The 25,009-nt window shown below is 60.0% G+C and carries 25 protein-coding genes; 18 read left to right on the top strand and 7 right to left on the bottom strand.

The window, feature by feature from the left end:
* Positions 1 to 32 precede the first annotated feature (32 nt).
* Positions 33 to 1,070: a LacI family transcriptional regulator gene (locus J2X43_RS14275; protein ID WP_310294827.1), complete on the bottom strand. Its 1,038-nt coding sequence runs from the start codon at positions 1,068 to 1,070 to the stop codon at positions 33 to 35.
* Between the two features lie 456 nt (positions 1,071 to 1,526).
* On the opposite strand from J2X43_RS14275, the gene J2X43_RS14280 reads away from it, so the two are divergent.
* The 10 genes from J2X43_RS14280 (at position 1,527) to J2X43_RS14325 (ending at position 14,120) form a co-directional block, all read left to right on the top strand.
* Positions 1,527 to 2,759, top strand: a complete 1,233-nt coding sequence (locus J2X43_RS14280) for an ABC transporter substrate-binding protein (protein ID WP_112387125.1) — start codon at positions 1,527 to 1,529, stop codon at positions 2,757 to 2,759.
* A gap of 197 nt (positions 2,760 to 2,956) precedes the next feature.
* Entirely contained in the window at positions 2,957 to 3,862 is a 906-nt protein-coding gene (locus tag J2X43_RS14285; RefSeq protein WP_310294857.1) for a sugar ABC transporter permease, read from the top strand.
* Positions 3,855 to 4,799 carry a carbohydrate ABC transporter permease gene (locus tag J2X43_RS14290; RefSeq protein WP_112387127.1) on the top strand — a complete coding sequence of 315 codons (945 nt, stop codon included), beginning with the start codon at positions 3,855 to 3,857 and terminating at the stop codon, positions 4,797 to 4,799. The genes J2X43_RS14285 and J2X43_RS14290 overlap by 8 nt, the downstream gene beginning before the upstream one ends.
* Positions 4,800 to 4,801: 2 nt before the next feature.
* Entirely contained in the window at positions 4,802 to 5,887 is a 1,086-nt protein-coding gene (locus J2X43_RS14295; protein WP_310294858.1) for an ABC transporter ATP-binding protein, read from the top strand.
* 121 nt (positions 5,888 to 6,008) lie between these two features.
* Entirely contained in the window at positions 6,009 to 8,474 is a 2,466-nt protein-coding gene (locus tag J2X43_RS14300; protein WP_310294859.1) for a glycoside hydrolase family 2 protein, read from the top strand.
* Positions 8,475 to 8,509: 35 nt separating this feature from the next.
* Positions 8,510 to 9,271: a sugar phosphate isomerase/epimerase gene (locus J2X43_RS14305; RefSeq protein ID WP_310294860.1), complete on the top strand. Its 762-nt coding sequence runs from the start codon at positions 8,510 to 8,512 to the stop codon at positions 9,269 to 9,271.
* Between the two features lie 8 nt (positions 9,272 to 9,279).
* The gene (locus J2X43_RS14310) at positions 9,280 to 10,413 is read left to right on the top strand and encodes a Gfo/Idh/MocA family oxidoreductase (protein WP_310294861.1); all 1,134 of its coding nucleotides are present in this window, start codon (positions 9,280 to 9,282) and stop codon (positions 10,411 to 10,413) included.
* A gap of 85 nt (positions 10,414 to 10,498) precedes the next feature.
* Entirely contained in the window at positions 10,499 to 11,530 is a 1,032-nt protein-coding gene (gene mgrA / locus J2X43_RS14315) for an L-glyceraldehyde 3-phosphate reductase (RefSeq protein ID WP_310294862.1), read from the top strand.
* Between the two features lie 249 nt (positions 11,531 to 11,779).
* On the top strand, positions 11,780 to 13,393 hold the full coding sequence (locus tag J2X43_RS14320; RefSeq protein ID WP_310294863.1) for a glycoside hydrolase family 43 protein: 1,614 nt from the start codon (positions 11,780 to 11,782) through the stop codon (positions 13,391 to 13,393).
* 403 nt (positions 13,394 to 13,796) lie between these two features.
* Positions 13,797 to 14,120, top strand: a complete 324-nt coding sequence (locus J2X43_RS14325) for an RcnB family protein (protein ID WP_112516013.1) — start codon at positions 13,797 to 13,799, stop codon at positions 14,118 to 14,120.
* Between the two features lie 213 nt (positions 14,121 to 14,333).
* Here J2X43_RS14325 and zigA read toward each other — a convergent pair whose 3' ends face one another.
* A complete protein-coding gene (zigA, locus tag J2X43_RS14330) occupies positions 14,334 to 15,539 on the bottom strand; it encodes a zinc metallochaperone GTPase ZigA (RefSeq protein WP_310294864.1) in 1,206 nt (401 codons plus the stop codon).
* A gap of 94 nt (positions 15,540 to 15,633) precedes the next feature.
* Positions 15,634 to 16,638: a zinc ABC transporter substrate-binding protein ZnuA gene (znuA, locus tag J2X43_RS14335; protein WP_310294865.1), complete on the bottom strand. Its 1,005-nt coding sequence runs from the start codon at positions 16,636 to 16,638 to the stop codon at positions 15,634 to 15,636.
* Between the two features lie 101 nt (positions 16,639 to 16,739).
* Here znuA and J2X43_RS14340 point away from each other — a divergent pair, with 101 nt between their 5' ends.
* The 5 genes from J2X43_RS14340 (at position 16,740) to J2X43_RS14360 (ending at position 19,750) form a co-directional block, all read left to right on the top strand.
* The gene (locus tag J2X43_RS14340) at positions 16,740 to 17,630 is read left to right on the top strand and encodes a metal ABC transporter ATP-binding protein (protein WP_310294866.1); all 891 of its coding nucleotides are present in this window, start codon (positions 16,740 to 16,742) and stop codon (positions 17,628 to 17,630) included.
* A complete protein-coding gene (gene znuB / locus J2X43_RS14345) occupies positions 17,623 to 18,435 on the top strand; it encodes a zinc ABC transporter permease subunit ZnuB (protein ID WP_310294867.1) in 813 nt (270 codons plus the stop codon). The genes J2X43_RS14340 and znuB overlap by 8 nt, the downstream gene beginning before the upstream one ends.
* Positions 18,432 to 18,830, top strand: coding sequence for a Fur family transcriptional regulator (locus J2X43_RS14350; RefSeq protein WP_112387139.1), 399 nt, complete (start codon positions 18,432 to 18,434; stop codon positions 18,828 to 18,830). Before znuB ends, J2X43_RS14350 begins: the two co-directional genes overlap by 4 nt.
* A gap of 106 nt (positions 18,831 to 18,936) precedes the next feature.
* A complete protein-coding gene (locus J2X43_RS14355) occupies positions 18,937 to 19,380 on the top strand; it encodes a hypothetical protein (protein ID WP_112387140.1) in 444 nt (147 codons plus the stop codon).
* Between the two features lie 13 nt (positions 19,381 to 19,393).
* The gene (locus tag J2X43_RS14360) at positions 19,394 to 19,750 is read left to right on the top strand and encodes a hypothetical protein (RefSeq protein WP_112443952.1); all 357 of its coding nucleotides are present in this window, start codon (positions 19,394 to 19,396) and stop codon (positions 19,748 to 19,750) included.
* On the opposite strand, the gene J2X43_RS14365 is transcribed toward J2X43_RS14360, so the two are convergent.
* Positions 19,751 to 20,281: a gamma carbonic anhydrase family protein gene (locus J2X43_RS14365; RefSeq protein WP_310294868.1), complete on the bottom strand. Its 531-nt coding sequence runs from the start codon at positions 20,279 to 20,281 to the stop codon at positions 19,751 to 19,753. It lies immediately after the preceding gene.
* 8 nt (positions 20,282 to 20,289) lie between these two features.
* Positions 20,290 to 20,988, bottom strand: a complete 699-nt coding sequence (locus tag J2X43_RS14370) for a fumarylacetoacetate hydrolase family protein (RefSeq protein ID WP_310294870.1) — start codon at positions 20,986 to 20,988, stop codon at positions 20,290 to 20,292.
* A 3-nt stretch (positions 20,989 to 20,991) separates the two neighbouring features.
* Between J2X43_RS14370 and J2X43_RS14375 the strand changes: the two genes are divergently transcribed.
* Positions 20,992 to 21,156: a hypothetical protein gene (locus J2X43_RS14375; protein WP_310294872.1), complete on the top strand. Its 165-nt coding sequence runs from the start codon at positions 20,992 to 20,994 to the stop codon at positions 21,154 to 21,156.
* A gap of 440 nt (positions 21,157 to 21,596) precedes the next feature.
* On the top strand, positions 21,597 to 21,809 hold the full coding sequence (locus tag J2X43_RS14380; protein ID WP_007533154.1) for a cold-shock protein: 213 nt from the start codon (positions 21,597 to 21,599) through the stop codon (positions 21,807 to 21,809).
* Positions 21,810 to 21,883: 74 nt separating this feature from the next.
* On the opposite strand, the gene dusA is transcribed toward J2X43_RS14380, so the two are convergent.
* Positions 21,884 to 22,930: a tRNA dihydrouridine(20/20a) synthase DusA gene (gene dusA, locus J2X43_RS14385; protein ID WP_310294879.1), complete on the bottom strand. Its 1,047-nt coding sequence runs from the start codon at positions 22,928 to 22,930 to the stop codon at positions 21,884 to 21,886.
* Positions 22,931 to 23,328: 398 nt separating this feature from the next.
* On the opposite strand from dusA, the gene J2X43_RS14390 reads away from it, so the two are divergent.
* Positions 23,329 to 23,931, top strand: coding sequence for a DnaJ domain-containing protein (locus J2X43_RS14390; RefSeq protein ID WP_310294932.1), 603 nt, complete (start codon positions 23,329 to 23,331; stop codon positions 23,929 to 23,931).
* An 18-nt stretch (positions 23,932 to 23,949) separates the two neighbouring features.
* On the opposite strand, the gene J2X43_RS14395 is transcribed toward J2X43_RS14390, so the two are convergent.
* A complete protein-coding gene (locus J2X43_RS14395) occupies positions 23,950 to 24,885 on the bottom strand; it encodes a hypothetical protein (RefSeq protein ID WP_310294881.1) in 936 nt (311 codons plus the stop codon).
* Between the last annotated feature and the right edge of the window lie 124 nt (positions 24,886 to 25,009).

Genomic DNA, 25,009 nt, shown 5'->3' on the forward strand with positions numbered 1-25,009 from the left:
CTGTAAGAGGTGGGGATGCGGCTTCCGAACTCTTAGCGCCGCTCATCCCCCCACACCGGTTTGCTGACGCTTTGCAGCAGTTCCGGTTCGATGCCGTCGATGCGGGCGATGACGGCCTTGGCCATTTCGCGGCCGGCGTGGCGGACGTCTTCGTAGGCGGTAATGATCTCGGGGCGGATCCAGTTGAGGATCGGGGCGGATTCCTTCGAGACCATGTCGACGTCCTTGCCGAGGCGCTTGCCGGCGGCCTCGATCCCGGCATTGACGGCGATGGCAGCGCTTCCGGCGGAACAGACGATCGCGTCGGGTGCGCCAGGCGAGCGCATCATCGTCTCCACAGCATTCCTGATCTCGTCGAGCGGCGCATCGATATTGACCCTGAGCGGCACTTCCTCGGCGCCGTAGTCGTGCAGGCCGGTCTGGAAGCCGATCCGCGTGTGGGTGTAATAGGTGAGCTTGCTCGGCGGCTGCAGCAGCGCGATGTGCTTGCGGCCGCGCTCGACCAGCCGCTTCACGGCCTCGTGCGCGAAGGCCTCGTTGTCGAAGTCGTGGTAGGGATGAATGAGGCCGGCATCGGTGCGGCCGTGGGTCGCGAAGGGGATGTTCTGCTCGGCGAGCAGGCGCACCCGTGCGTCATCCGGTTCGATGCGCGAGATGATGACGCCATCTGCCGAGCCGGTATCGAGAATATAGCGCACCGGCGCCATCGGATCGCGGCTGTGGGAATGCGGCGTGACGACGATGTGGTAGGGCGTGCCGGTCAGCACTTCCGAGATGCCGAAGACCATCTGGCTCGAAAAGCCCATGATCTCTTCATCGATCGAGAGAACCAGCGCGATAACGTTAGTCTTGCCGGTGCGAAGGCGGACGCCGGCGCGGTTCGGCTGGTACCCGAGCTGGCGCGCCACCATGCGCACCCGCTCCTTGGTTTCAGCGCCGATATCCGGTGCGTCCTTCAGGGCGCGCGAGACGGTGGTGATGCCAAGACCGGTCATGAAGGCGATCGTCTTCAGCGTCGGACGCTCGCGCTGGACCGTCGCCGCCCCTGCGAAATTTCCCTTGTTTTCCATAGGTCTAAGCTACCCTCACGCGATTTGCGTCTGCTTATAGATGCTTTTTCAACGCGCCGTAAGCGCATCCGCATCGAAAAGCCGCTCCTCCCTAAGTCACAAAATCTGTAACGATACAGTAGAAAAGTCGAGCACTTTTTGATGCCTAAGGGGAACGGATAGACGCATAGGTTGAATCGATGGAAATCGCACAGATTTTTTGCGGCTGCGAAGGGTCGCAATTGGATTTTTCTGGGAATTATTGTAAATATATAAGCTATAACAATTATTTATGTCATGAAGTGCGCTGCGGTATTGACCGCACAAGTTGGCGACATAGATGCACGTTTCCTGGCTTTTTGACAGGTATGGGTAGCAATCGCAGGCGCTAAAGAAAATTTTACGTGCAGGCTGTTGCGTCAAAAAATCGATTGCACTAAGTTTTTCCGGCAACGTTTCAGTGAGGGAGGAGAACTCATGAATATCCGTTCGTTCGCGGCCATGCTTGCCGCTTCGGTCATCATTCCGTTTAGCGCCGCGCAGGCGACCGATCTCGAAGTCACCCATTGGTGGACCTCGGGCGGCGAAGCTGCGGCTGTCGCAGAACTCGCCAAGGCATTCGACGCCACCGGCAACAAGTGGGTCGACGGTGCCATTGCAGGTTCCGGCGGCACCGCTCGTCCGATCATGATCAGCCGCATCACCGGTGGCGATCCGATGGGCGCCACGCAGTTCAATCACGGCCGTCAGGCTGAAGAACTCGTCCAGGCCGGCCTGATGCGCGACCTGACCGATGTCGCTACGGCAGAACACTGGAAGGACATCGTCCGTCCGTCGAACCTGCTCGATTCCTGCACCATCGACGGCAAGATCTATTGCGCCCCTGTGAACATCCACTCCTGGCAGTGGCTGTGGCTCTCGAATGCCGCCTTCAAGAAGGCTGGCGTCGAAGTGCCGAAGAACTGGGATGAATTGGTCGCTGCTGCGCCGGCTCTCGAAAAGGCAGGCATCGTGCCGCTCGCCGTCGGCGGTCAGGCATGGCAGTCCGCAGGCGCGTTCGACGTTCTGCTGCTGGCTCTCGCCGGCAAGGATACGTTCTACAAGGTCTACAAGGACAAGGATGCGGAAGTCGCCGCAGGCCCCGAGATCGCCAAGGTCTTCAAGGCTGCAGACGACGCCCGCAAGATGTCCAAGGGCACCAACGTCCAGGATTGGAACCAGGCAACCAACATGGTCATCACCGGCAAGGCCGGCGGTCAGATCATGGGTGACTGGGCGCAGGGCGAATTCCAGCTCGCCGGTCAGAAGGCCGGTGTGGACTATACCTGCCTTCCGGGCCTCGGCGTGACCGACATGATCGCAACGGGTGGCGATGCCTTCTACTTCCCGCTGCTGAAGGACGAAGAGAAGTCCAAGGCGCAGGCCGTTCTCGCAAAGACGCTGCTCGACCCCAAGACCCAGGTTGCCTTCAACCTGAAGAAGGGCTCGCTGCCGGTTCGCGGTGACGTCGATCTCGGCGCGGCCAACGACTGCATGAAGAAGGGTCTCGACATCCTTGCCAAGGGCAATGTCGTCGAATGGACCGACCAGCTGCTTTCGGCAGACAGCCAGAAGCAGAAGGAAGACCTCTTCTCCGAGTTCTTCTCCACGGCGATGACTGTCGAAGACGCTCAGAAGCGCTTCGCCGGTATCATCGGCTCCGCTGACTGATCCCGTATATCTGCCCTTGCGGTCCGGCCCTGCTTTTCAGGGCCGGATCTGCACTGATCTTCGGGATCGGCGGGCGGGGTAGGTCTCACGCGTCCTTGAGAGGGCGGCGCTGAGATGGAGACGATTGGGAGTTCGCCCACAGGGCCGCCTTCCATTCCGGATCACGAAACGCGATTGCGATTTCAGGAGGAGCCACAATGACGGGTCAAGCGCGAGCAGGCCGGCCAAATCAATTACTGCGCAATCTGAATGCGAAGATTGCATCCATTCCCATGATCCTGACCGCGGTGGTTATCTTCCTCGGCGGAACGGTCTGGACCGTATTCTATTCCTTCACCAATTCGAAGCTTCTGCCGCGCATGAGCTTCATCGGCTTCGATCAGTATCAGCGGCTCTGGGCCGCGCCGCGCTGGGTGACGGCGATCGAGAACCTTGCCGTCTACGGCATTCTCTCGCTGATCTTCTCGCTGGTGATCGGCTTCGTGCTGGCGGCGCTGATGGATCAGAAGATCCGCTTCGAAAACACCTTCCGCACCATTTTCCTCTATCCGTTCGCGCTGTCCTTCATCGTCACCGGTCTCGTCTGGCAATGGGTTCTGAACCCCGATTTCGGCCTGCAGTCCGTGGTGCGTTCGATGGGATGGACGAGCTTTACCTTCAATCCGCTCTATACGCCAGAGATCGTCATCTACGGCATCCTGATCGCCGCCCTCTGGCAGGGCACGGGGCTGGTCATGTGCCTGATGCTGGCGGGACTTCGCGGCATCGACGAAGACATCTGGAAGGCCTCGCGTGTCGACGGCATTCCGATGTGGAAGACCTATCTGTTCATCGTCATCCCGATGATGCGTCCTGTTTTCATCACCACGCTCGTCATCATCGCGTCCGGCATCGTCAAGGTCTACGACCTCGTCGTGGCGCAGACCTCGGGCGGTCCGGGCATCTCGTCGGAAGTGCCTGCAAAATATGTCTACGACTACATGTTCCAGGCGCAGAATCTCGGTCAGGGCTTTGCCGCATCGACGATGATGCTGATCACTGTCGCGATCATCATCGTTCCCTGGGCCTATCTGGAATTCGGTGGAGGGCGCAAGCGTGGCTGATACAGGAACCCTCAACACCACTGCTGCCGGCATAGACGCCATCAAGCCGAAGCTCGGCGCCGGCCCCAGCGGGCCGCGGCCGAAGCCGATGCTGTCGGGCCGCAACATCATGCTCTACGGCACGCTGACGATCGCAGCGCTCTACTACCTGCTGCCGCTCTATGTGATGGTCGTCACCTCGCTGAAGGGCATGCCCGAAATCCGCATGGGCAATATCTTCTCGCCGCCGATGGAAATCACCTTCGAGCCGTGGGTTAAGGCCTGGGCTGAGGCCTGCACGGGTCTGAACTGCGACGGCCTTTCGCGCGGCTTCTGGAACTCGGTGCGCATCACCGTTCCGTCGGTGGTGATCTCGATCGCCATTGCCTCGGTCAATGGCTATGCGCTCGCCAACTGGCGCTTCAAAGGATCGGAACTGTTCTTCTCGATCCTGATCATCGGTGCCTTCATTCCCTATCAGGTGATGATCTATCCGATCGTCATCGTGCTGCGCGAAATCGGCCTCTATGGCAGCCTGACGGGCCTCGTCATCGTCCATTCGATCTTCGGCATGCCGATCCTGACGCTGTTGTTCCGCAACTACTTCGTGTCGCTGCCGCAGGAACTCTTCAAGGCGGCGCGCGTCGATGGCGCGGGCTTCTGGCAGATCTTCCTGCGCATCATGGTGCCGATGTCGCTGCCGATCTTCGTCGTGGCGATGATCCTGCAGGTCACCGGTATCTGGAACGACTTCCTCTTCGGCGTCGTCTTCACCCGTCCTGACACCTATCCGATGACGGTTCAGCTGAACAACATCGTCAATTCCGTCCAGGGCGTGAAGGAATACAACGTCAACATGGCTGCAACGATCCTGACGGGTCTGGTGCCGCTTATCGTCTACTTCGTGTCCGGGCGTCTCTTCGTCCGCGGTATCGCCGCCGGCGCAGTGAAAGGTTGATCATGAACACAAGCGTTTCCATCAAAGATCTGTCGTTGAATTTCGGTGCCGTCAGCGTCCTCAAGGATCTGAACCTCGATATCAACGACGGCGAGTTCCTGGTTCTGCTCGGCTCGTCCGGCTGCGGCAAGTCCACGCTGTTGAACTGCATTGCCGGGCTGCTCGACGCGTCCGAAGGGCAGATCTACATCAAGGGCAAGAACGTCACCTGGGAGGAGCCCAAGGACCGCGGGATCGGCATGGTGTTCCAGTCCTACGCGCTCTATCCGCAGATGACGGTCGAAAAGAACCTGTCCTTCGGCCTGAAGGTTGCAAAGATCCCGCAGGCCGAGATCGACAAGCGTGTCGCCCGCGCTTCCGAAATCCTGCAGATCCAGCCGCTTCTGAAGCGCAAGCCGGCGGAGCTTTCCGGGGGCCAGCGTCAGCGCGTGGCGATCGGCCGTGCGCTGGTGCGCGATGTCGATGTCTTCCTCTTCGACGAACCGTTGTCGAACCTCGATGCGAAACTCCGTTCGGAACTGCGCGTCGAGATCAAGCGGCTGCACCAGTCGCTGAAGAACACGATGATCTACGTCACCCACGACCAGATCGAGGCGCTGACGCTCGCCGATCGCATCGCCATCATGAAGAGCGGCATCATCCAGCAGCTTGCCGATCCGACGACGATCTACAACAAGCCGCGCAATCTCTTCGTCGCAGGATTCATCGGCTCGCCGTCGATGAATTTCCTGCATGGCGAACTGAAGAGTGCGGGAGGCAAGACGGCCTTCGTCTCCAACGGCGTGACCTTCTCGCTTGACGGCTATCAGACCGAGCAGGTGCTGCAGCCTGGCCGCAAGGTGGTTCTCGGCGTTCGACCCGAGCATATCAAGGTGAACGAGAATATCGGCGCCGAGGTGCACGAGGCGACGGTCGATATCGAGGAGCCGATGGGCGCCGACAACCTGCTGTGGCTGAAACATGCCGGGCATACGATGTCCGTGCGCATCGCCGGTTCGCGCCGCTTTGCCCCGGGCACGCCGGTCAAGCTCAGCTTCGATATGTCGCTTGCCTCGCTGTTTGACGCTGCAAGCGAAGACCGTATCTAAATCGCAATACAGGCGGGGCGATGGCTCCGCCTGATCTTCAATAGCGGCCCTCCGGCCGTCCAAATTCGGCCGCGGTCCGGTTCGTCCGGCACCTCCCAAGGCGGCCTGATCGGGTACTATCATGACGTCCTTGCCGAAGAACGGTTCCTCCATCGATCTCGCGGGCAGCTGGCAGCTGGCCTCCGCCGATGGCGAAATCAAGAGCACGATCGCAATCCCCGGCGATGTGCATTCCGCGCTCCATGCCGCCAAGCTCATCCCGGATCCGTATTTCGGCCGCAACGAAGAAACGATCCAGTGGGTGGCGCACCGGGAATGGGTGATCGAGCGCAGCTTCAAGCTGAAGGAGACGGAGGGCGACTGGTATCTGGATATCGATTATCTCGATACGGTGGCTTCGGTCTTCGTCAACGGCTTCCTGGCGCTGTCTGCCGACAACTGCTTCCGCCGCTACCGGCCGGATGTTTCGTCGATGCTGAAGGCGGGCGACAACACCATCCGCATCGTCTTCAAGTCGAGTATCGACGAGGGCGCCAACCGGCAGGTCAGACAGCCGTTCTACATTCCTTATTCGACCGGCAATTCGCCGATCCCGAACGGCAACATGCTGCGCAAGCCGCAATGCCATTTCGGCTGGGACTGGAATATCGCCATTGCGCCGCTCGGCCTCTATGGCACCATTGCGCTGCGGAAGCTGGAGACGGTGCGCATCGAGCAGGTGACGACGCGCCAGACACACAATCTCGACGGCAGCGTCGAGGTACTGGTGACGGCCACGCTCCATTCGAAGAAACCGGGCATCGTTCCGGTTCATTTTGCGCTGGATGGCGAGCGTGTGCGCCTCGATGTCGGCGTCAGCGGCGGGGAGACTGTCGTCAATCACGTCTTCCAGATCGACAAGCCGAAGCTCTGGTGGCCGGCGGGCAGCGGCGAGCAGGCGCTCTACGAGCTGACCGTTGACTTGCCTTCGGATGTGGTGACAAAGCAGATCGGCATTCGCACCATCGAACTGATCACCACGCCTGACGCTGCCGGCAGCCGCTTTGCGTTCAAGGTGAATGGCCGCGAGATCTTCTGCCGTGGCGCCAACTGGATCCCGGCAGATGCGCTGTTTTCGCTGTCTTCACCAGAGAAGACCGAAGACCTGCTGCAATCAGCCAAAGCCGCCAACATGAACATGATCCGCGTCTGGGGTGGCGGTTTCTACGAGCAGGATTATTTCTACGATCTCTGCGACCGGCTGGGCCTGATGGTCTGGCAAGACTTCATGTTTGCCTGCAACCTCTATCCCTCGACCGAGGATTTTCTCGACAACGTCGCCGTCGAGGTCGATTACCAGGTCAAGCGGTTGTCGTCGCATCCGTCGATCGCGCTCTGGTGCGGCGATAACGAGCTGGTGGGCGCGCTCACCTGGTTCGACGAGTCGAAGAAGGATCGCGACCGGTATCTCGTCTCCTACGACCGGCTGAACCGGACCATCGAGCAATCGGTGAAGAAGGCGCTTCCGGGCGCGCTGTGGTGGCCGTCCAGCCCGGCTTCCGGCTATCTCGATTTCGGCGATGCCTGGCATGCCGATGGCTCCGGCGACATGCACTACTGGTCGGTCTGGCACGAGAACAAGTCGTTCGACAATTACCGCACGGTTCGGCCGCGCTTCTGCTCGGAATTCGGCTTCCAGTCCTACACCTCGCTACCCGTCATCAAGACCTATGCGGATGCGAAGGACATGAACGTCGCATCGCCGGTGATGGAGCTGCACCAGAAGAATGCCGGCGGCAACGAGCGCATTGCCGGCACGATGTTCCGCTACTTCCGCTTCCCGAAGGATTTCCCGAATTTCGTCTATCTCAGCCAGATCCAGCAGGGCCTGGCGATCAAGACGGCGGTGGAATACTGGCGGTCGCTGAAGCCGCATTGCATGGGCACGATCTACTGGCAGCTCAACGACACCTGGCCGGTCGCCTCGTGGTCGAGCCTCGATTACGGCGGCCGCTGGAAGGCGATGCACTATCTCGTCAAGCGCTTCTTCCAGCCGGTGGCGGTCGCAGCGATCCCTGCTGACGACGGCAAGGCGATCCGTTTCTCGCTGGTCAACGATACGCTCGATGAAGTCAGCGTCGATCTCTCGATCTCGATCCTGACGATGAAGGGCGAACGCAAGCATCTGAAGGATGTGCAGGCGATCTGCACGCCGGATGCGGCGGTCACGGCTGCCTCGATCGACCTGTCCGACGTTCCAGACGGGACGCTGCTTGCCTGGCGCTTCACGGCGTCGAACGGCATGGGCGGCGAGGGGCATTATGTCCACGGCACCTACAAGGCGCTGGAGCTCGAACCCGCCGGCTTGCAGGTGACCCATGAATATATCGAGGAGGACGGTTCCGTCTGCCTCAATGTCACCGCCAAGGGGCTGGCGCTCTTCGTGATGATCGAGACGGACGAGGACGGAAAATATTCCGACAACGCCTTCGATCTGGCGGCCGGTGAGACCCGCCGCATCACCTTCACCCCGGCAAACCCGCTCGAGAAGGGCAAGCTGCCGGACTTCCGTTTCTATGATCTGCATTCCTGCCAATCGGCAGAATGATTTGAAAGATGGGCACGAGGCCCGAGGAGGATATTATGACGAAACTCAGCTTCCAGCTTTACAGCGCGCGCAACTTCCAGCCCTACTCGGCGATCTTCGAAAAGCTCGGCAAGGCCGGCTACCAGGAAGTCGAAGGCTTCGGCGGCATCTATGCCGATCTCGACGATGCCGGCCTGAAGAGCCTGCGCGCCGAACTCGACAAGAACGGTCTGACGATGGCGACCGGCCATTTCAGCCCGGATTTCCTCGACGGCGAAGTCAAGAAGTCGCTCAATATCGCAAAGACGCTCGGCATGGATTCGATCTATGCGCCGCATCTGGCGGCTGAACAGCGTCCAACGGATGGTGCAGGCTGGCTGGCATTCGGCAAGCGCCTGCATGAGATGGCAAAGCCCTTCAAGGATGCCGGCTACGAGTTCGGCTGGCATAACCACGACTTCGAATTCGTCAAGCTCGCCGATGGCTCGCTGCCGATCGATCGCATCTTCGAAGGCGCGCCGGACATTTCCTGGGAAGCCGATATTGCCTGGGTCGTCCGTGGCGGCGCCGATCCCTTCGCCTGGATCGAAAAGCTCGGCTCGCGGATCACGGCGGTTCACGTCAAGGACATCGCGCCCGCAGGCGAGAATAAGAACGAAGACGGCTGGGCCGATGTCGGCCATGGCACGCTGCCCTGGGCAAAGCTCATCGCGGCTCTCAAGGGCACCAAGGCCAAGCATTTCGTCGTCGAGCATGACAATCCGGCTGATATCGACCGCCTGATCACCCGCTCGATCGCATCCTACAAGACCTATTGAGGCTTATCATGACCAAGGAACTTGGCGTCGGCATCATCGGATGCGGCAACATCTCCACCACCTACCTCTCGCTGTCGCCGCTGTTCAAGGGCCTGAAGGTCCTTGCCTGCGCCGATATCAACATGCAGGCCGCCGAAGCCCGCGCCGCCGAATACGGTGTCAAGGCGCAGACGATTGAGGAGCTGCTTAAGAACGACGAGATCGACGTCGTCGTCAACCTGACGATCCCCGACGCGCATTTCCCGGTCTCGAAGTCGATCCTCGAAGCCGGCAAGCACGTCTATTCGGAAAAGCCGCTGGTTCTGACCCTGGAACAGGGCGAAGAGCTTCGCCGCATCGCCAAGGCGAAGAACCTGTCGGTCGGTTGCGCGCCGGATACCTTCCTCGGCGGCGCGCATCAGCTTGCCCGCAAATATATCGATGAGGGTGGCGTCGGCCGCATCACGTCGGGCGCCTGCTATGTCATGAGCCCCGGCATGGAAATGTGGCATCCGAACCCGGACTTCTTCTTCCTGCCCGGCGGCGGCCCGATCCTCGATCTCGGCCCGTACTACATCGCCAACCTGATCAACCTGATCGGCCCGGTGAAGCGCGTCGGCGCCATGACCTCGATGGCATCGGAAACCCGCACCATCACCAGCGCCCCGCGCAACGGCGAAGTCATCCCGGTGAAGACGCCGACGACGATCCAGGCGATCCTCGAATTCGTCAGCGGCGCCACCGTGACGCTGACGGCGAGCTGGGATGTCTGGTCGCACCGTCATGCCAACATGGAGCTCTACGGCACTGAGGGCTCGATCTACGTGCCGGACCCGAACTTCTTCGGCGGCGTCGTCGAGGCGAGCGGCAAGGACAAGGATATCAAGCCGGTCGAAGGCTGGGAACATCCCTTCGGCATCTTCAACCAGGAGAGCCCGCAGGGACCGCGCGCCAACTATCGCACGGCTGGTCTTGCCGACATGGCGATGGCGATCATCGAGGGGCGTGACGCGCGCTGCTCGCTCGACCGCACGCTACACGGCGTCGATGTCATGACCTCGATCCTGAAGTCCGGCGAGGAAGGCCGGTTCATCGAACTGACGACGACCTGCACCCAGCCGGCCGCCCTCGGCATCGAGGAAGCCCAGGCGCTGCTCCGGTGAGGCCGCTCTTGAAGTAAGGCTTCAAACGACTATTGTCCCGCGCGGGCAAAATCTGCTCGCGCGATTTTCTTAAAGGAATAGAATTATGAGCTGGCAACCGGCTTCCGACCGTTATTCGAAGATGAAGTATAACCGCACGGGCCGTTCGGGCCTGAAGCTGCCAGCCGTCTCTCTCGGCCTCTGGCACAATTTCGGCGGCGATACGCCGCATGACCGCAAGGTCGATATGTGCCGCACGGCCTTCGATCTCGGCATCACTCATTTCGACCTCGCCAACAATTACGGCCCGCCTCCAGGTAGCGCGGAAACCGCTTTCGGCGAAATCCTGCGCACCGATTTCGCCGGCCTGCGCGATGAGCTGATCATTTCCTCGAAAGCCGGTTACGACATGTGGCCCGGTCCTTATGGCGAGTGGGGCAGCCGCAAGTATCTGATCGCCTCCTGCGACCAGAGCCTGAAGCGCATGGGCCTCGACTATGTCGATATCTTCTATTCGCACCGCTTCGACCCGGAGACCCCGCTCGAAGAAACCTGCGGCGCGCTCGATCACATCGTCCGCTCGGGACGTGCGCTCTATGTCGGGATCTCGTCCTACAATTCGCAGCGCACCCGCGAAGCGGCGAAGATCCTCAAAGATCTCGGCACGCCCTGCCTGATCCATCAGCCGAGCTATTCGATGCTCAATCGCTGGGTCGAGGACGACAAGCTGCTCGACGCGCTGGATGAAACCGGCATGGGCTCGATCGTCTTCTCGCCGCTGGCACAGGGCATGCTGACGACCAAATATCTCGGCGGCATTCCTCAGGACAGCCGTGCGGCGCAGAACCACTTCCTGAAGAAGGATTTCATCCGTCCTTCGATCATCGACAACATCAGGAAGCTCAACGAGATCGCCGAAAGGCGCGGCCAGACGCTGGCGCAGATGGCGATCGCCTGGGTGCTGCGCGGCGACCGCGTGACGTCGGCGCTGATCGGCGCCAGCCGCTCCTCGCAGATCGTCGATTGCGTCAAGGCGCTGGACAATCTCGAGTTCACGGCGGACGAACTGAAGCAGATCGATGTCTATGCCAAGGAAGCGGATATCAATCTGTGGGCCAAGTCGGCCGAGCTGGACTAGGGCAGGGCGATTAGGGGAGTTTGGGGGCTAATCCCTCGCTCCCTCATCTCTGTGCCCTTAGGGCTGCGCCCACGGGATGTCACAGAGATCCAGCCGTCGCGCATCTGCGCGACGAATAGACTCTTCCCGGCCCAAGGACTTGGGCCGGCTGGATTCCTATGACGAGCACAGCAATGAGGGAGTTGGGGAAACGTCGCCCGTACCTCTTATTATACTGACGTACGTACCGCAAATTCTGGAGGAGCCGCTATGATCCGCAACCCCATTCTGCCCGGTTTCAATCCGGACCCGTCGATCTGCCGCGTCGGAGACGATTACTATATCGCGACCTCGACCTTCGAATGGTATCCGGGCGTGCAGATCCATCATTCGCGCGATCTGGTGAACTGGACGTTGGTGAAACGGCCGCTGGAGCGCAAGTCGCAGCTAGATATGCGCGGCAATCCCGACAGCTGTGGTGTCTGGGCGCCGTGTCTGTCCTATGCGGACGGGCTGTTCTGGCTCGTTTATACCGACGTCAAGCGCTTCGACGGCAATTTCAAGGATGCGCATAATTACATCGTGACGTCGCCGACGATCGACGGCGAGTGGTCCGAGCCGGTCTACGTCAATTCGTCGGGCTTCGATCCGTCGCTGTTCCATGACGACGACGGACGCAAATGGTTCGTCAACATGCAGTGGAACCACCGTACGGAAAGCTATGGTGGCGCACCGAAGTCACCGGCTTTCGACGGTATCCTGCTGCAGGAATGGGATCCGAAAACGCGCGAGCTTGTCGGTCCGATCAAGAATATCTTTGCCGGCAGCCCGCTGGGTCTGGTTGAGGGGCCGCATCTGTTCAGGAAGAACGGCTACTATTATCTGACGACGGCAGAGGGCGGCACCGGCTACGACCATGCGGTGACCATGGCGCGCTCGCGCAACATCGATGGTCCCTACGAGATGCATCCGAACATGCATCTGATCACCTCCAAGGACCAGCCGGGCGCGGTGCTGCAGCGGGCAGGGCACGGGCAATATGTTGAGACGCCGGATGGTCAGGTTTATCACACGCATCTCTGCGGCCGGCCGATGCCGCCGAAGCGGCGCTGCACCTTGGGGCGTGAAACGGCGCTGCAGAAATGCGTCTGGAAGGAGGACGGCTGGCTCTATCTCGAGAACGGCACCGTGGTGCCCGATGTCGAGGTTCCAGGCCTTAATGGCGCGACACTCGCCGAAAAGCCGGTGCGCACCGAATACAGCTTCGACGGCGGAAAACTGCCTGCCGATTTCCAATGGCTGAGGACGCCGGAGCCGCAGCGCATCTTCAACCTCACGGACCGGCCCGGCCATCTGCGGCTGATCGGCCGCGAGAGCATCGGCTCGTGGTTCGAGCAGGCTCTGGTGGCGCGCCGCCAAGAGCACCACAGTTTTCGCGCAGAGACGGTTGTCGAGTTTCAGCCGGATACCTATCAGCAGGTGGCTGGCCTGACGCACTACTACAATCGTCACAAATTCCACGCTGCCGTCGTGACGCTGCACGAGAAGCTTGGTCGTTGCGTGACGATCTTCTCCTGCGATGGCGACTATCCGAATGGCCGCATGACATTTCCGGCCGGAAGCGGTGCCGCATTGCCGCCGGAAGGGCGCGTGCAGCTGTCTATGGAAATCCGCGAGAACGGGCTGCAGTTCTTCTGGCAGACGGAAGGGATGGGCGCCTGGCAGCCGATCGGGCCGGAGCTGGATGCCGGTGTGGTTTCCGACGAGGGCGGGCGTGGGGAGCATGGCTCGTTTACCGGTGCCTTTGCCGGTGTGTTTGCTTTCGACACTTCGGGCAGGGCGAAGACTGCGGATTTCGATTGGTTTAATTACGAGGAGTTGTGAGGGAGTGGCGGCCACCGGCCCTCGTCCTTCGAGGCCCCTGCGGGGCACCTCAGGATGAGGGCTGGTCGTTTGCGGGCTTGGTTGTTGATGGCTGTGCGGGCGGTCTGCGTTGATGGCTTTTCGAGTGGCTTGGTCGCTGATGGATTGCAGGTAGCTCAGATCCTTGATCCTGGTCATGGCGAAAACATCCACTCCAATCTCATCCTGAGGTGCCCCGCAGGGGCCTCGAAGGACGAGGTTGGCCACCAGAGATGCAAGGTAATAATCGCTAATAAGATAAAACTAAATTATAAACTTCTCCCTTTATCATGCAGATTTGATTACGAAAGTTTAATTTAAGTTTCAGATTCGGTTCATCTTTACAGACGTAATTTCGGGGCGTGTTCAACACGAGGAAACCCCAATGAAAAAGATCTTCGCCGCTCTGCTCTCCGCCTCCTTCCTGCTGTCGCCGATCGTTGCTTCGGAAGCCAGCGCTAACGATTACCGCCGCCCCGGTGTCGTCGAGCGGGACGTGCACAAGCAGGTCATCGTCAAGAAGTACCGCTGGACCAAGGGTCACCGCGTCAGCGCTGCTGAACGCCGCCGCATGTCTGACGTTCGCGACTACCGCCGCTACCGCCTGTCGGCTCCGCCGCGTGGCTACCATTGGGTGAAGGTCGATAACGACTTCCTGCTGGTTGGCGTGGCAAGCGGCATCATCTCCAGCATCATTTCCGGCCGCTAAGCAGCCGGGATCCATGAGGAGGGCGGCAGCGATGCCGCCCTTTTTATTTGTGCTTGATGCTGGATGGACGGCGCCAGATAGCGACACTCAGCAGTGCCGCTCCAAGCGCTGCTGGCTTGCTTTTCTCTTCTTCCGGAGCGCTGAGACCGGGGATCGGCGGCAGCGGTTCGCATTCCTCGCAGACGCACCGGAACGGCTTGATCGGCCTTGCGGTCATGCGGCACGCAGCGCCCAGCTGGCGAAGGGATCCGGCAGGTGGCGCCATTGGTCCGGTGTGAAATCGTCGGCTTCGACAAGACATGCATCGAGGCTGGTGCGGATCGCCGCCTCGTCCATCGGATCGGCGCCGATGAAGACGATCTCCTGACGCCGATCGCCCCAGATCGGGTCAAGATAGGGCGCGAGTGCTGCCGTGAAGCCGGGATCGCGGGGCCATTGTTCGTTCGGCACGGCTGCCCACCACAATCCTATCTTGCCGGTCCGAACTATCGCGCCAGCCTGGCTGATCTCCCCGACGTAGTGAGGCCGGGTGGCCAGCCAAAAGAGGCCCTTGGCACGCACCACGCCCGGCCATGACTGATCGAGAAAGGCCTGCAGCCTGGCGGGATGAAAGGGACGCTTCTCGCGATAGACGAAGGAGCGGATACCGTATTCCTCGGTCTCCGGCACATGATCGCGGAAGCCATGGAGCTCCTTGTACCAGAGGGGATGGGTCTCGGCCTTGTCGATATCGAAGCGGCCGGTATCGAGGACGTCGCGGAGGTCCACACGGCCGAAATCGGTCTCGATCAGCCGCGCGTCCGGGTTCAGCCCGGTGATGATGGTGCGGGCCGCGTGGCGTTGTTCTGGCGTTGCGGTCCCGCTCTTGTTGAGCACGACGACGTCGGCGAATTCGATCTGTTCGACCAGGAGATCGACGATCGTCCTGTTGTCGCCATCGCCCGCCGTTTCACCGCGGTCGGCCAGGAAATCGGTCGAGCCATAGTTGGCCAGGAGGTTTGCGGCATCCACCACAGTGACCATCGTATCCAGCCGGGCGATATCGGAGAGGCTCTCACCCTTCTCGTCGCGAAACTCGAAGGTGGTGGCGACGGGCAGGGGTTCGGCAATTCCGGTCGATTCGATCAGCAGATAGTCGAACCGGCCCTGGGCGGCGAGCTGGCGGACTTCGCTCAGCAGATCGTCGCGAAGGGTGCAGCAGATGCAGCCATTGGTCATTTCGATCAACTGCTCCTCGGTGCGCGAAAGATTGGCGCCGCCGTCACGGATCAGCGCGGCGTCGATATTGACCTCGCTCATATCGTTGACGATGACCGCCACCCGCATGCCCTGCCGGTTGGAGAGGACATGATTGAGAAGCGTCGTCTTGCCCGCGCCGAGAAAGCCCGAGAGAACCGTCACCGGAAGTCTGCTGTCCATGGATACCTCCATTGTAAATGTTATACCATTACATATGATGACCTAAAAAGGCGAGCAGAAGCGCTCGCCTTCTCTGGCCGGTGCTCGAACGCGCTCAGCTATCGCGGCTGAGGCAATCCTTCATGCTGGCGGCGATGCCGCGCATCAGGGTGAAATAGAGATCGGGGCCGGCCTTCAGCGTTGCAGCTTCTGGATCGAGCACGCCCGACTTGGCCTTGGTGCCTTCGATGACGACGTCGACGAGGCGCGGTTCGAATTGCGGTTCGGCGAAGACGCAGGTGGCGCCGAGTTCGCCGACCTTCTGGTGGATCTCGGACACCCGTTCTGCGCCGGGAATGGTTTCCGGGCTGACGGTGATCGATCCTGCCACCTTGATGCCGTAACGATGCTCGAAATACTGGTAGGCGTCGTGGAAGACGATGAAAGGCTTGTCCTTGACCGGAGCGACTGTCGCCGCCAGTTCCTTGTCGAGCGCATCGAGCTTGTCATCGAGCGTCTTGGCATTGGCCTGGTAGGTCAACGCGTTCGCCGGGTCGGCGGCGACCAGCGTGGTGGTGATTTCGGCGGCCATTGCCTTGGCGTTCATCGGGTCTAGCCAGAGATGCGTATCGAATTCGCCATGCCCGTGATCGTGGTCATTGTCGTGCCCGCCATCGTGACCGGTGGCCTCCGCAGCCTGGTGATCGTGGTCATGATCGTGGCCTTCGGCCTCGTCGCCGTCATCATGCGGCTCGAAGGCGCCGCCTTCGCGGAATTTCAGCTTGGTGAGGCCGGGCGCATTGTCGAGTTCGGCGATGCTGGCATCACTGCCCAGCGTCTCCAGAGGCTTCTGGAGAAATGCTTCCAGCCCGGCGCCGACCCAGAAGATCACCTTTGCATCCTGCAGCGCCCGCGCGTTGGATGGTTTCAGATTGTAGGTATGCGGGGAGGCGGCGCCATCGACGATCAGCTCAGGCGTGCCGACGCCCTGCATGATCGAGGCGACCAGTGAATGAATGGGCTTGATCGAGGTGACGACAACAGGCGCATCGGCAGCCTTGGCGGTTCCTGCCAGCATCAGGGCCGGAAGGGCGAGGGAGAGGCCGGCAGCCAGTTTCATGTGCACGCTCCGCTTGAATTGCGTTTGTTATGTTATTACATCAATTGCGTAATGCTATAACGTGTGCGATAGCAGGACGCAACAGCACATCAGGAAAAATGATGCTATCTCCCGCCAATTCCGGGGCGAAGCCACTGGTTTCCCTCAATAATGCCGGTATCCGCCGCAATGGCCGCTGGCTGGTGCGCGGCGTCGATTTTTCCGTTTCGCGCGGCGAGATCGTGACGCTGATCGGGCCGAACGGCTCCGGAAAATCGACAAGCGCCAAGGCTGCCATCGGCGTGCTCAAGCCTGACGAGGGCAGCGTCGAACGGCTGCCGGGGCTGAAGGTCGGCTATGTGCCGCAGAAGCTTGCCGTCGATTGGACATTGCCGCTGACTGTGCGCCGGCTGATGACGTTAACCGGCCCGCTCGCCGAAAAGGAAATGATGGCCGCGCTGGAGTCTGCCGGCATGGCGCATATGCTGAGCGCCGAAGTTCAGCATCTCTCCGGCGGCGAATTCCAGCGCGCCTTGATGGCGCGCGCCATTGCCCGCAAGCCCGATCTACTGGTGCTTGACGAGCCTGTGCAGGGCGTCGATTTTTCCGGCGAGATCGCGCTCTACGACCTGATCAAGCAGATCCGCAACGAAACCGGCTGCGGCATTCTGCTGATTTCCCATGACCTGCATGTCGTGATGGCCGAGACCGATACTGTCATCTGCCTGAACGGCCATGTCTGCTGCCGCGGTACGCCGCAGGCCGTCAGCCAGAGCCCCGAATATGTGCGGCTGTTCGGCAGCCGGGCGGCGCAGACGCTTGCCGTCTATAGCCACCACCACGACCATACGCATCTGCCCGATGGGCGCGTCCTGCATTCGGACGGTTCGGTGACCGATCACTGCCATCCCGAAGACGGCCATCACCACGATCATGGGGACGGGCACGATCATAGTGCTCACGATGATGATGGCCATGATCACCACCATCATGCGGGAGAGCGCCATGCTTGACGATTTTTTCGTCCGTGCTGTTCTCGCAGGCGTCGGCCTGGCGCTGACGACCGGGCCGCTCGGCTGCTTTATCATCTGGCGGCGAATGGCCTATTTCGGCGATACGATCGCCCATTCGGCGCTGCTCGGGGTGGCATTGTCGCTGCTCTTTCAGCTCAATCTGACGCTCGCGGTCTTCGGCGTTGCCGCCACGGTGTCGATCCTGCTGCTCTTTTTGCAGAAGCGTCAGGCGCTTTCGGCCGATGCGCTGCTCGGCATTCTCTCGCATGCCACGCTCGCCATCGGCCTCGTCATGGTCGCCTTCATGAGCTGGGTGCGGATCGATCTGATCGCCTTCCTGTTCGGCGATATCCTTGCCGTGTCGAAGACCGATATCGCGATGATCTGGGGCGGCGGCCTGTTCGTCGTCGCGGCGATCGCCTGGCTCTGGCGGCCGCTGCTGGCCTCGACGGTCAATCCGGAGCTTGCCAAAGCCGAAGGCCTGCAGCCGGAGCGGGCGCGGCTGTTCTTCATGCTGCTGATGGCGGTCGTCATCGCCATTGCCATGAAGATCGTCGGCATCATGCTGATCACCTCGCTGCTGATCATTCCGGCAGCTGCGGCGCGCCGCTTTTCACCGACGCCCGAGATCATGGCGGTGCTGGCATCGCTGATCGGCGCCGTTGCCGTCGTCGGCGGTCTCTTCGGCTCGCTCACCTATGACACGCCGTCAGGCCCGTCGATCGTCGTCGCAGCCCTCATTCTCTTCATCCTCAGCCTGCTGCCGCGGCTGGGGCGCAAGGAACCGCAAGGACAAGGCACATGAACACGCCACAGCTGACCAAGAACCAGGCGCTCGTCTTCGATGTCCTGGAAAAGGCGGAGGGCCCGCTCAGCGCCTACACGATCCTCGACAAATTGCGCGATCACGGGTTCCGGGCGCCGTTGCAGGTGTACCGGGCGCTGGAGAAGCTTTTGGAGTATGGCGTCGTGCATCGGCTGGAGAGCATCAACTCCTTCGTCGTCTGCGCCCATCCGGACGAGAATTGCCACAGCCACGGCACCGTCGCCTTCGCCATCTGCGAGAGCTGCGGTCAGGTCATCGAGTTCCACGACCACGCTGTCGATCATCAGCTGATGAACTGGATGCGCAGCAAGAAGTTCAAGGCGGAGAAGACGACGATCGAGATCCGCGGCGTTTGCGAGAGCTGCGCGGCCTGACGTCATGCAATCGAATGCATCTATGTAGTGTATTTTATTTTATATGTAATTTAAGATTGCATTTGATTTTGCACGCGCTAGGATGTCCGTGAATGGAGGGCATCCCATGGGTCTTATCCGCAAACTGATGAGCTTGACGCTACCGCTGCTGCTCGGCGGCTGTACCATTTTCGCGCCCAGTTACAATGAGGCGATCTATGCGAAGCTGGACGGCGCGCATGCCAGCCTCACCAAGATCGAAACCTCTATCGAGGCAAGCAGCCCCTCACGTGTGCCCTATGGCAAGGTGGAGCCCTATTACATCGACGCGTTGGCGGGTGTGAAGGAGGCTGCGGACATTGCCGGCAAGCGGCCGGCCTACCTCCGCGGGCGGCCGGCGGCCAATGCCGCACAGCTTCTTGTCGATGATATCGATAATTGTCGCCGGGCGATCGAGGCCTCGCGCGCAGCATTCAAGGCCGACGGCCAGGCGCCTAACGAGGCCGACAATATTTCCGTTGTTCGAAACGTTTGCGCCATTCCAAAGACGATGGAAGGCGCCTTGAAATAATAGGGGGTTGTTCATGCCGATCGATACTGCGAACTTCGCACCGGGGTCTGCCAAGGAGCTTCTCGAAGGGCTCCTCGAGGTGGCGATCCTCAAGGCAAAAGACCAATGGAGCGGTATCAAGCAGGAAATGACCTTCCAGCTTGAATTCATCGCCCAGAAAACCGCCAAGGTCATCGCGCAGCTTGCTGCCGGGGAGATTAGCGACAAGAACGCCGACCTGACGCTTCATCTGCTTGAGATCAATCTCAACAGCGCTCTGAAAGAGTTCGAATTCCTTCTCTACAACGCCGCCCAGAAGATCCTGTCCGCGGTGTTCGGCCTCATCAAGGTGGCGGTGAAAAACGTCACCGGCGTCACTCTTCTGTTCTGATCAATCCAGCCGCTTCAAATCCCGCGCAAACCGCTGCCAGTTCGACACGTATTTCTCCGCCGAGCGTTTTAGTCCCTCGATCGCCTTTTCATCCAGCGCGCGGATGGCACGCGCCGGTGAGCCGACGATCAGGGAACCGTCCGGAAATTCCTTGCCTTCGGTGACCAGCGCATTGGCGCCGACCAGGCAGTTGTTGCCGATCTTCGCGCCGTTCAGCACCGTCGCGCCCATGCCGATCAGTGAATTGTTGCCGATGGTGCAGCCGTGGACGATGGCGTGGTGTCCGATGGTGCAGCCTTCGCCGATCGTCACCGGGGCGCCCGGATCGGTGTGCAGCATGGCGCCTTCCTGGATATTGGTGTTGCGGCCGACGGTGATCGGCTCGTTGTCGCCGCGCAGCACCGCGCCGAACCAGATGCCAACGCCTTCGCCGAGCGCGACATCGCCGATCACATGGGCATCCGGGGCGATCCAATAGAGGCCGTCTGCCGGCAGCCTCGGCCTCAATCCTGCAAGTGCATAGACGGGCATGGTGCGCCTCAGCCGACGGTGACGGTGAGGGTGGCAATGCCGTCGATGCCGCACTCGACCGTGTCGCCCTTCCGGACAGCGCCGACACCGGCTGGTGTGCCGGTCATGATGACGTCGCCGGGGGCGAGGATGAAGAGCTTGGAGAGTTCGGCAATGATCTCCGGCACTTTCCAGATCATCTGGTTCAGATCGCCTTCCTGGACGCGCTTGCCGTTGTGATCGAGCCAGATCCGGCCGCTTTGGGGGTGACCGAGCTCATCGGCGGGAACGATCGGCGAGACGGGTGCCGAATATTCGAAGGCCTTGGCCACCTCCCACGGACGGCCCATCTTCTTGGCAACCGCCTGCAGGTCGCGGCGCGTGAAATCGATGCCGATGGCGTAGCCGTAGATGCAGGCGAGCGCCCTTTCGACCGGAATATTCTCGCCGCCTTCTTTCAAGAAGATCACGCATTCGGCTTCGTAATGCACGTCCTCGGAGAGAGGCGGGTAGGGGAAGGGCTGGCCGGCGGGCAGAAGATTGTCCGGGTTCTTCTGGAAGAAGAAGGGCGGCTCGCGGCTCGGGTCATGGCCCATCTCGATCGCGTGGTCCGCATAGTTGCGCCCGACGCAATAGACGCGGCGCACCGGAAAGAAACTGGCGCTGCCTTCGACCGGCAGGAGAACGGGTTGCGGAACAGGAATGACGGTGTTGATGGCGGAGGACATGGCATGCTCTTGCTGTTGCGGTCCGGCGATCTTAGACGCAAAGCGGCAGGCAATGAAAGGATGCGGGCGCGATTATCGGTCGCGTGCCGTGCAGCGAACACCGGCAACGAAGCGATTGCGATCGCCCGCGGCAAGTACCGTCGCATGACGCTCGCCTCCGCGGATTGACGGGCGACTGTAATCGCCCATGTGATGCTGTTGATTGCGGCCTGATATATCTCTGCAGGTTGTATAACGGTCCCGTTCCGGCACGGAGTCCCGAAATGAGACAGCCGAATCTGTGGGTTGTCACATTTGGTCAACTATCTGAATCTTTGGTATTTCCGGGCTTCGCGAAGGGGGTGCCACAATATTGCCGCTTGCTTTTTATTCCGAATGCTGTCACGTCATGCAGTACTCGGGCATTAGCATGCCGGTGACTGGACAGATTGGTAGCTCTCCCGCAAGGGTGGCAGAGCGGCAAAACCGCTTCGTAGACGTTCTTTCCCCGTACGTGACTTCTCCGACTGACCCTTCGCGCCCGGTTCGCGGGACGAAAGCTAAAGCCGTCCGCTTCCTCTCGAGGGGGCGGATACTAAGACAAGACTAAGGGAAAAGGACTATCCCACATGGCCACCAAGGGCACCGTAAAATTCTTCAACCAGGACAAGGGTTTTGGTTTCATCACTCCGGAAGGCGGCGCTAAGGACGTATTCGTCCACATCTCCGCTCTCCAGGCTTCGGGCATCCAGTCGCTGCGCGAAGGCCAGCAGGTCACGTTCGACACCGAGCCGGATCGCATGGGCAAGGGCCCGAAGGCCGTCAACATCTCGGCTAACTAATTCGATTTCTGCTTCGGCAGAAATGGGAGACGGCGCCTTCGGGCGCCGTTTTTCGTTTGCGCGCATTGCTGCGCTCAGGCGCTGAGAGCTTCGGCCGGTGCGGCGCTGAAATCCACCGCTGCGAAAGCCGCGGCGATCACATCCGGACCGGCGCCGGGCTTGGTGGCATCGGTCGAGAGGATCTGCCGGTAGCGCCGGGCGCCGGGCAGGCCGGTGAACAGGCCGACCATGTGGCGGGCGATATGCTGGACACGGCCGCCATTGTCGATATGCGCCTGCGCATAGGCCATCATCCGGTCGCGCAGATGATCCCAATCCATCTCACGGGCCGGGGCGCCATAGAAGCGCTGGTCGACGTCGGCGAGAATGGCGGCATTCTGATAGGCGGCGCGGCCGAGCATGACGCCATCGACATGCCCGAGATGCGCCTCAGCCTCATCCAGCGTGTGGATGCCGCCGTTGATGCCGATGAAAACATCGGGCCAGCGCTGCTTCATGCGATAGACCATCTCGTAATCGAGCGGGGGGATCTCGCGGTTTTCCTTCGGGCTCAGGCCCTTCAGCCAGGCCTTGCGGGCATGGATCCAGATCGCGTCGGCGCCGGCATCGAGAACGCGTGTGATCAGATCGGGCAGGGCGGCCTCGGGATCCTGCTCATCGACGCCGATGCGGCATTTCACGGTCACCGGCACCGCCGACACCACCTTCATGGCACGCACGCACTCGGCCACCACCTCGGGCGTCAGCATCAGGCAGGCGCCGAAGGTGCCCGACTGCACGCGGTCGGAGGGACAGCCGACATTCAGATTGATCTCGTCATAGCCATAGTTCGCGGCGATCCTGACGGCCTCGGCAAGCTTGGCCGGATCGGAGCCGCCGAGTTGCAGCGCCACCGGATGTTCCGCCGCGTCGAAGGACAGCAGCCGCTCGCGCGGGCCATGGATGATCGCATCGGCCACCACCATCTCGGTATAGAGCAGGGCGTTTCGGCTGATCTGGCGGTGAAAATAGCGGCAATGGCGATCGGTCCAGTCGATCATCGGTGCCACGGAGAACACCGGCCCATTCGCATAATGAGCCTTGCCTTCCGTCACCAATGTGCCGCCGCCTTGCGCCGTCATGCCGTTATGATCCTGTTTCGCTGTGGTCCCGCCATCAAATGGCCCATCACAGATGGGAATACGGCGCGTGATGCGCAACCGCCGGGGACGAGGTCCTATACAGAACAAATCCCGGCATGGCGAGCGGCAAAATCCAGATGCGGGGCGGCGTTTTGGCTGTGAAAATCGCCCGCTGTTCACAATTTCGTCCCGACCGGCGGAATAATGTGGGCGCCGGATGCCGGGACTTGATGCAATCAGGGTGAGGGCGTAGGTCAGAGGCAGGCGCTTTCGCGCGTGCGGCTGACGGCGCAAATGCGGCCTTACGGCGGCCGGCGCCGGGCTGCTTTCGACGGTGTGCCGGAGACAGGAATGGGAATGCGGAAGGACAGGTGGGCGATTTGATCGATCCCTATGTTATGCTCGGAATTGACCGCGACGCCGGCGAGCCTGCGATCCGCAGTGCCTGGCGCAAGGCCGCCAAGACCGCGCATCCCGATTCCGGCGGCGATGCCGAGCATTTCGGCAAGCTGCAGGCCGCCTACGATCTCCTGAAGGACCCGGTGCGCCGCCGCGTCTATGACGATACCGGCTATGACCCCCAGCTTGCCGATCCCAAGGATCTCGAGGGCGTGCTGATGCTGGAAAAGCTGGTCAACGACATCATTCTCGACGAGCGCGAACCCGGCAGCTTCGACCCCGTCGCCGCCATCCGCCGCAAGCTCTCCGACGACATCGTCAAGAACCGCTTCCACATCCTCGAACTGGAGCGCCACCGCAACCGCGTGCGTCAGCACATCGACCGCCTGGGCCGCCGCCCCGAAACCGACGTCCTCGGCTCCATGCTGCGCGCCCGCAGCCAGTCGATCACCGACGCCATCCAGAAGGCGCAGGGCCAGATCGAGGCGATCGAGCATGCCTATCAGATGCTCGAGGGGTATAGTTATGAGCTGGAGGCGTTGGTGATGGTTGCGGAGCGGGAGAGCGAGGTTGAGGTGAGGCGGGGGGAGGCGGCGGAGTGAGCGGGTTGCGGACGCAGCTTAAAAACTCAGTTCTGCAATTTTTGGATTGGTCTCTAGCGCATCAAGTCGAGTTGCTAGTTGAATAATTTTACGGGTCAAATCTTTGACTGTCTTTTTATCAAGCCAGTCGTTCTGTAAGAATTCTAGTAGGTAATAGAATATAATCTTGGCACAGATATAGGTCCCAGAGATTTCATCGTCTTCAACGTCATGCAAAACCATTCTTAGATTCTGTTCCTTTAGTGCCGAGATGATGCGATCGGACGCGTCTCGATGGACAAAATAAGATAGAGTCTTGTAAATATGCTCATATATAAAAGTGTCAATTGGATCGTTTGTTGCTTTTGCTAGAGCTCCATAAGTGTAGCTAATGTCGACAATTTTCCCGTCCTCTGCAATAATTTTGTTGTAGTCAATTTTTCCATTCGGGCGAACTGCATATTCCAACACCCCGCGCGAGGCGAGTGCTTGGTATAGGACGACTTTGGGATCTAATTTTCCAAGGCGAACCGACTTTGTCCTAATATAATGCTCTATTATCGATCTGGCTATTATCAAGCATTCGTCGCTGTATATATCATTTATGTTATAAGATATGAATTCAATTGATTGGAGTGCGGATCTGAGGCTAGATAATATGTATATCTTTCCGTCGAATTGATCTTCTATTTTTATGGATTTTACAGTGTAATCTATGGATAGATTACATACAATTGAAATTTCTTTAATTATTTCTTTTATAATTTTATATGCTTCATATTGCGGTGAATTAAGATAGGTAAATACGAAGAACGGGTCAGGAAAATTTTCTTTAAGGAGAAAATACTCTTCAATTGCATCGTAAACTTCCTTTTTCTCCGATTTTGATGCGACCTCTGCGTCATGTGCAATAAGTAAGCCTGTTCGTTCATAGGAAAAAATAAGTTCCTCCCTTATATTGTGAACTGCCCCCACTTTCGACCGGACACTCAGCATAAGCAGGAAGGCTCAAGCACAGGCTTGAGGATAAGCTTATGTCTAACGAGTTTCGACAGGTTGATCTGATGATCGGTGACGTCCGGCGGCGACGCTGGACAAC

Origin of the sequence: Rhizobium sp. BE258, from assembly GCF_031457345.1 — a bacterium.
Classification (GTDB): Bacteria; Pseudomonadota; Alphaproteobacteria; order Rhizobiales; family Rhizobiaceae; genus Rhizobium.

Bases quoted from the DNA above. Each gene is read 5' to 3' on its own strand.
- J2X43_RS14350 (WP_112387139.1), top strand. From the start codon at position 18,432: ATGAACACGCCACAGCTGACCAAGAACCAGGCGCTCGTCTTCGATGTC.
- zigA (WP_310294864.1), bottom strand. From the start codon at position 15,539: ATGGACAGCAGACTTCCGGTGACGGTTCTCTCGGGCTTTCTCGGCGCG.
- J2X43_RS14360 (WP_112443952.1), top strand. From the start codon at position 19,394: ATGCCGATCGATACTGCGAACTTCGCACCGGGGTCTGCCAAGGAGCTT.
- dusA (WP_310294879.1), bottom strand. From the start codon at position 22,930: ATGACGGCGCAAGGCGGCGGCACATTGGTGACGGAAGGCAAGGCTCAT.
- J2X43_RS14295 (WP_310294858.1), top strand. From the start codon at position 4,802: ATGAACACAAGCGTTTCCATCAAAGATCTGTCGTTGAATTTCGGTGCC.
- J2X43_RS14340 (WP_310294866.1), top strand. From the start codon at position 16,740: ATGCTATCTCCCGCCAATTCCGGGGCGAAGCCACTGGTTTCCCTCAAT.
- J2X43_RS14390 (WP_310294932.1), top strand. From the start codon at position 23,329: ATGCTCGGAATTGACCGCGACGCCGGCGAGCCTGCGATCCGCAGTGCC.
- J2X43_RS14320 (WP_310294863.1), top strand. From the start codon at position 11,780: ATGATCCGCAACCCCATTCTGCCCGGTTTCAATCCGGACCCGTCGATC.
- J2X43_RS14365 (WP_310294868.1), bottom strand. From the start codon at position 20,281: ATGCCCGTCTATGCACTTGCAGGATTGAGGCCGAGGCTGCCGGCAGAC.
- J2X43_RS14375 (WP_310294872.1), top strand. From the start codon at position 20,992: ATGCTCTTGCTGTTGCGGTCCGGCGATCTTAGACGCAAAGCGGCAGGC.
- J2X43_RS14310 (WP_310294861.1), top strand. From the start codon at position 9,280: ATGACCAAGGAACTTGGCGTCGGCATCATCGGATGCGGCAACATCTCC.
- J2X43_RS14285 (WP_310294857.1), top strand. From the start codon at position 2,957: ATGACGGGTCAAGCGCGAGCAGGCCGGCCAAATCAATTACTGCGCAAT.
- J2X43_RS14280 (WP_112387125.1), top strand. From the start codon at position 1,527: ATGAATATCCGTTCGTTCGCGGCCATGCTTGCCGCTTCGGTCATCATT.
- J2X43_RS14380 (WP_007533154.1), top strand. From the start codon at position 21,597: ATGGCCACCAAGGGCACCGTAAAATTCTTCAACCAGGACAAGGGTTTT.
- znuA (WP_310294865.1), bottom strand. From the start codon at position 16,638: ATGAAACTGGCTGCCGGCCTCTCCCTCGCCCTTCCGGCCCTGATGCTG.
- mgrA (WP_310294862.1), top strand. From the start codon at position 10,499: ATGAGCTGGCAACCGGCTTCCGACCGTTATTCGAAGATGAAGTATAAC.
- J2X43_RS14300 (WP_310294859.1), top strand. From the start codon at position 6,009: ATGACGTCCTTGCCGAAGAACGGTTCCTCCATCGATCTCGCGGGCAGC.
- J2X43_RS14325 (WP_112516013.1), top strand. From the start codon at position 13,797: ATGAAAAAGATCTTCGCCGCTCTGCTCTCCGCCTCCTTCCTGCTGTCG.
- J2X43_RS14370 (WP_310294870.1), bottom strand. From the start codon at position 20,988: ATGTCCTCCGCCATCAACACCGTCATTCCTGTTCCGCAACCCGTTCTC.
- J2X43_RS14305 (WP_310294860.1), top strand. From the start codon at position 8,510: ATGACGAAACTCAGCTTCCAGCTTTACAGCGCGCGCAACTTCCAGCCC.
- J2X43_RS14275 (WP_310294827.1), bottom strand. From the start codon at position 1,070: ATGGAAAACAAGGGAAATTTCGCAGGGGCGGCGACGGTCCAGCGCGAG.
- J2X43_RS14355 (WP_112387140.1), top strand. From the start codon at position 18,937: ATGGGTCTTATCCGCAAACTGATGAGCTTGACGCTACCGCTGCTGCTC.
- znuB (WP_310294867.1), top strand. From the start codon at position 17,623: ATGCTTGACGATTTTTTCGTCCGTGCTGTTCTCGCAGGCGTCGGCCTG.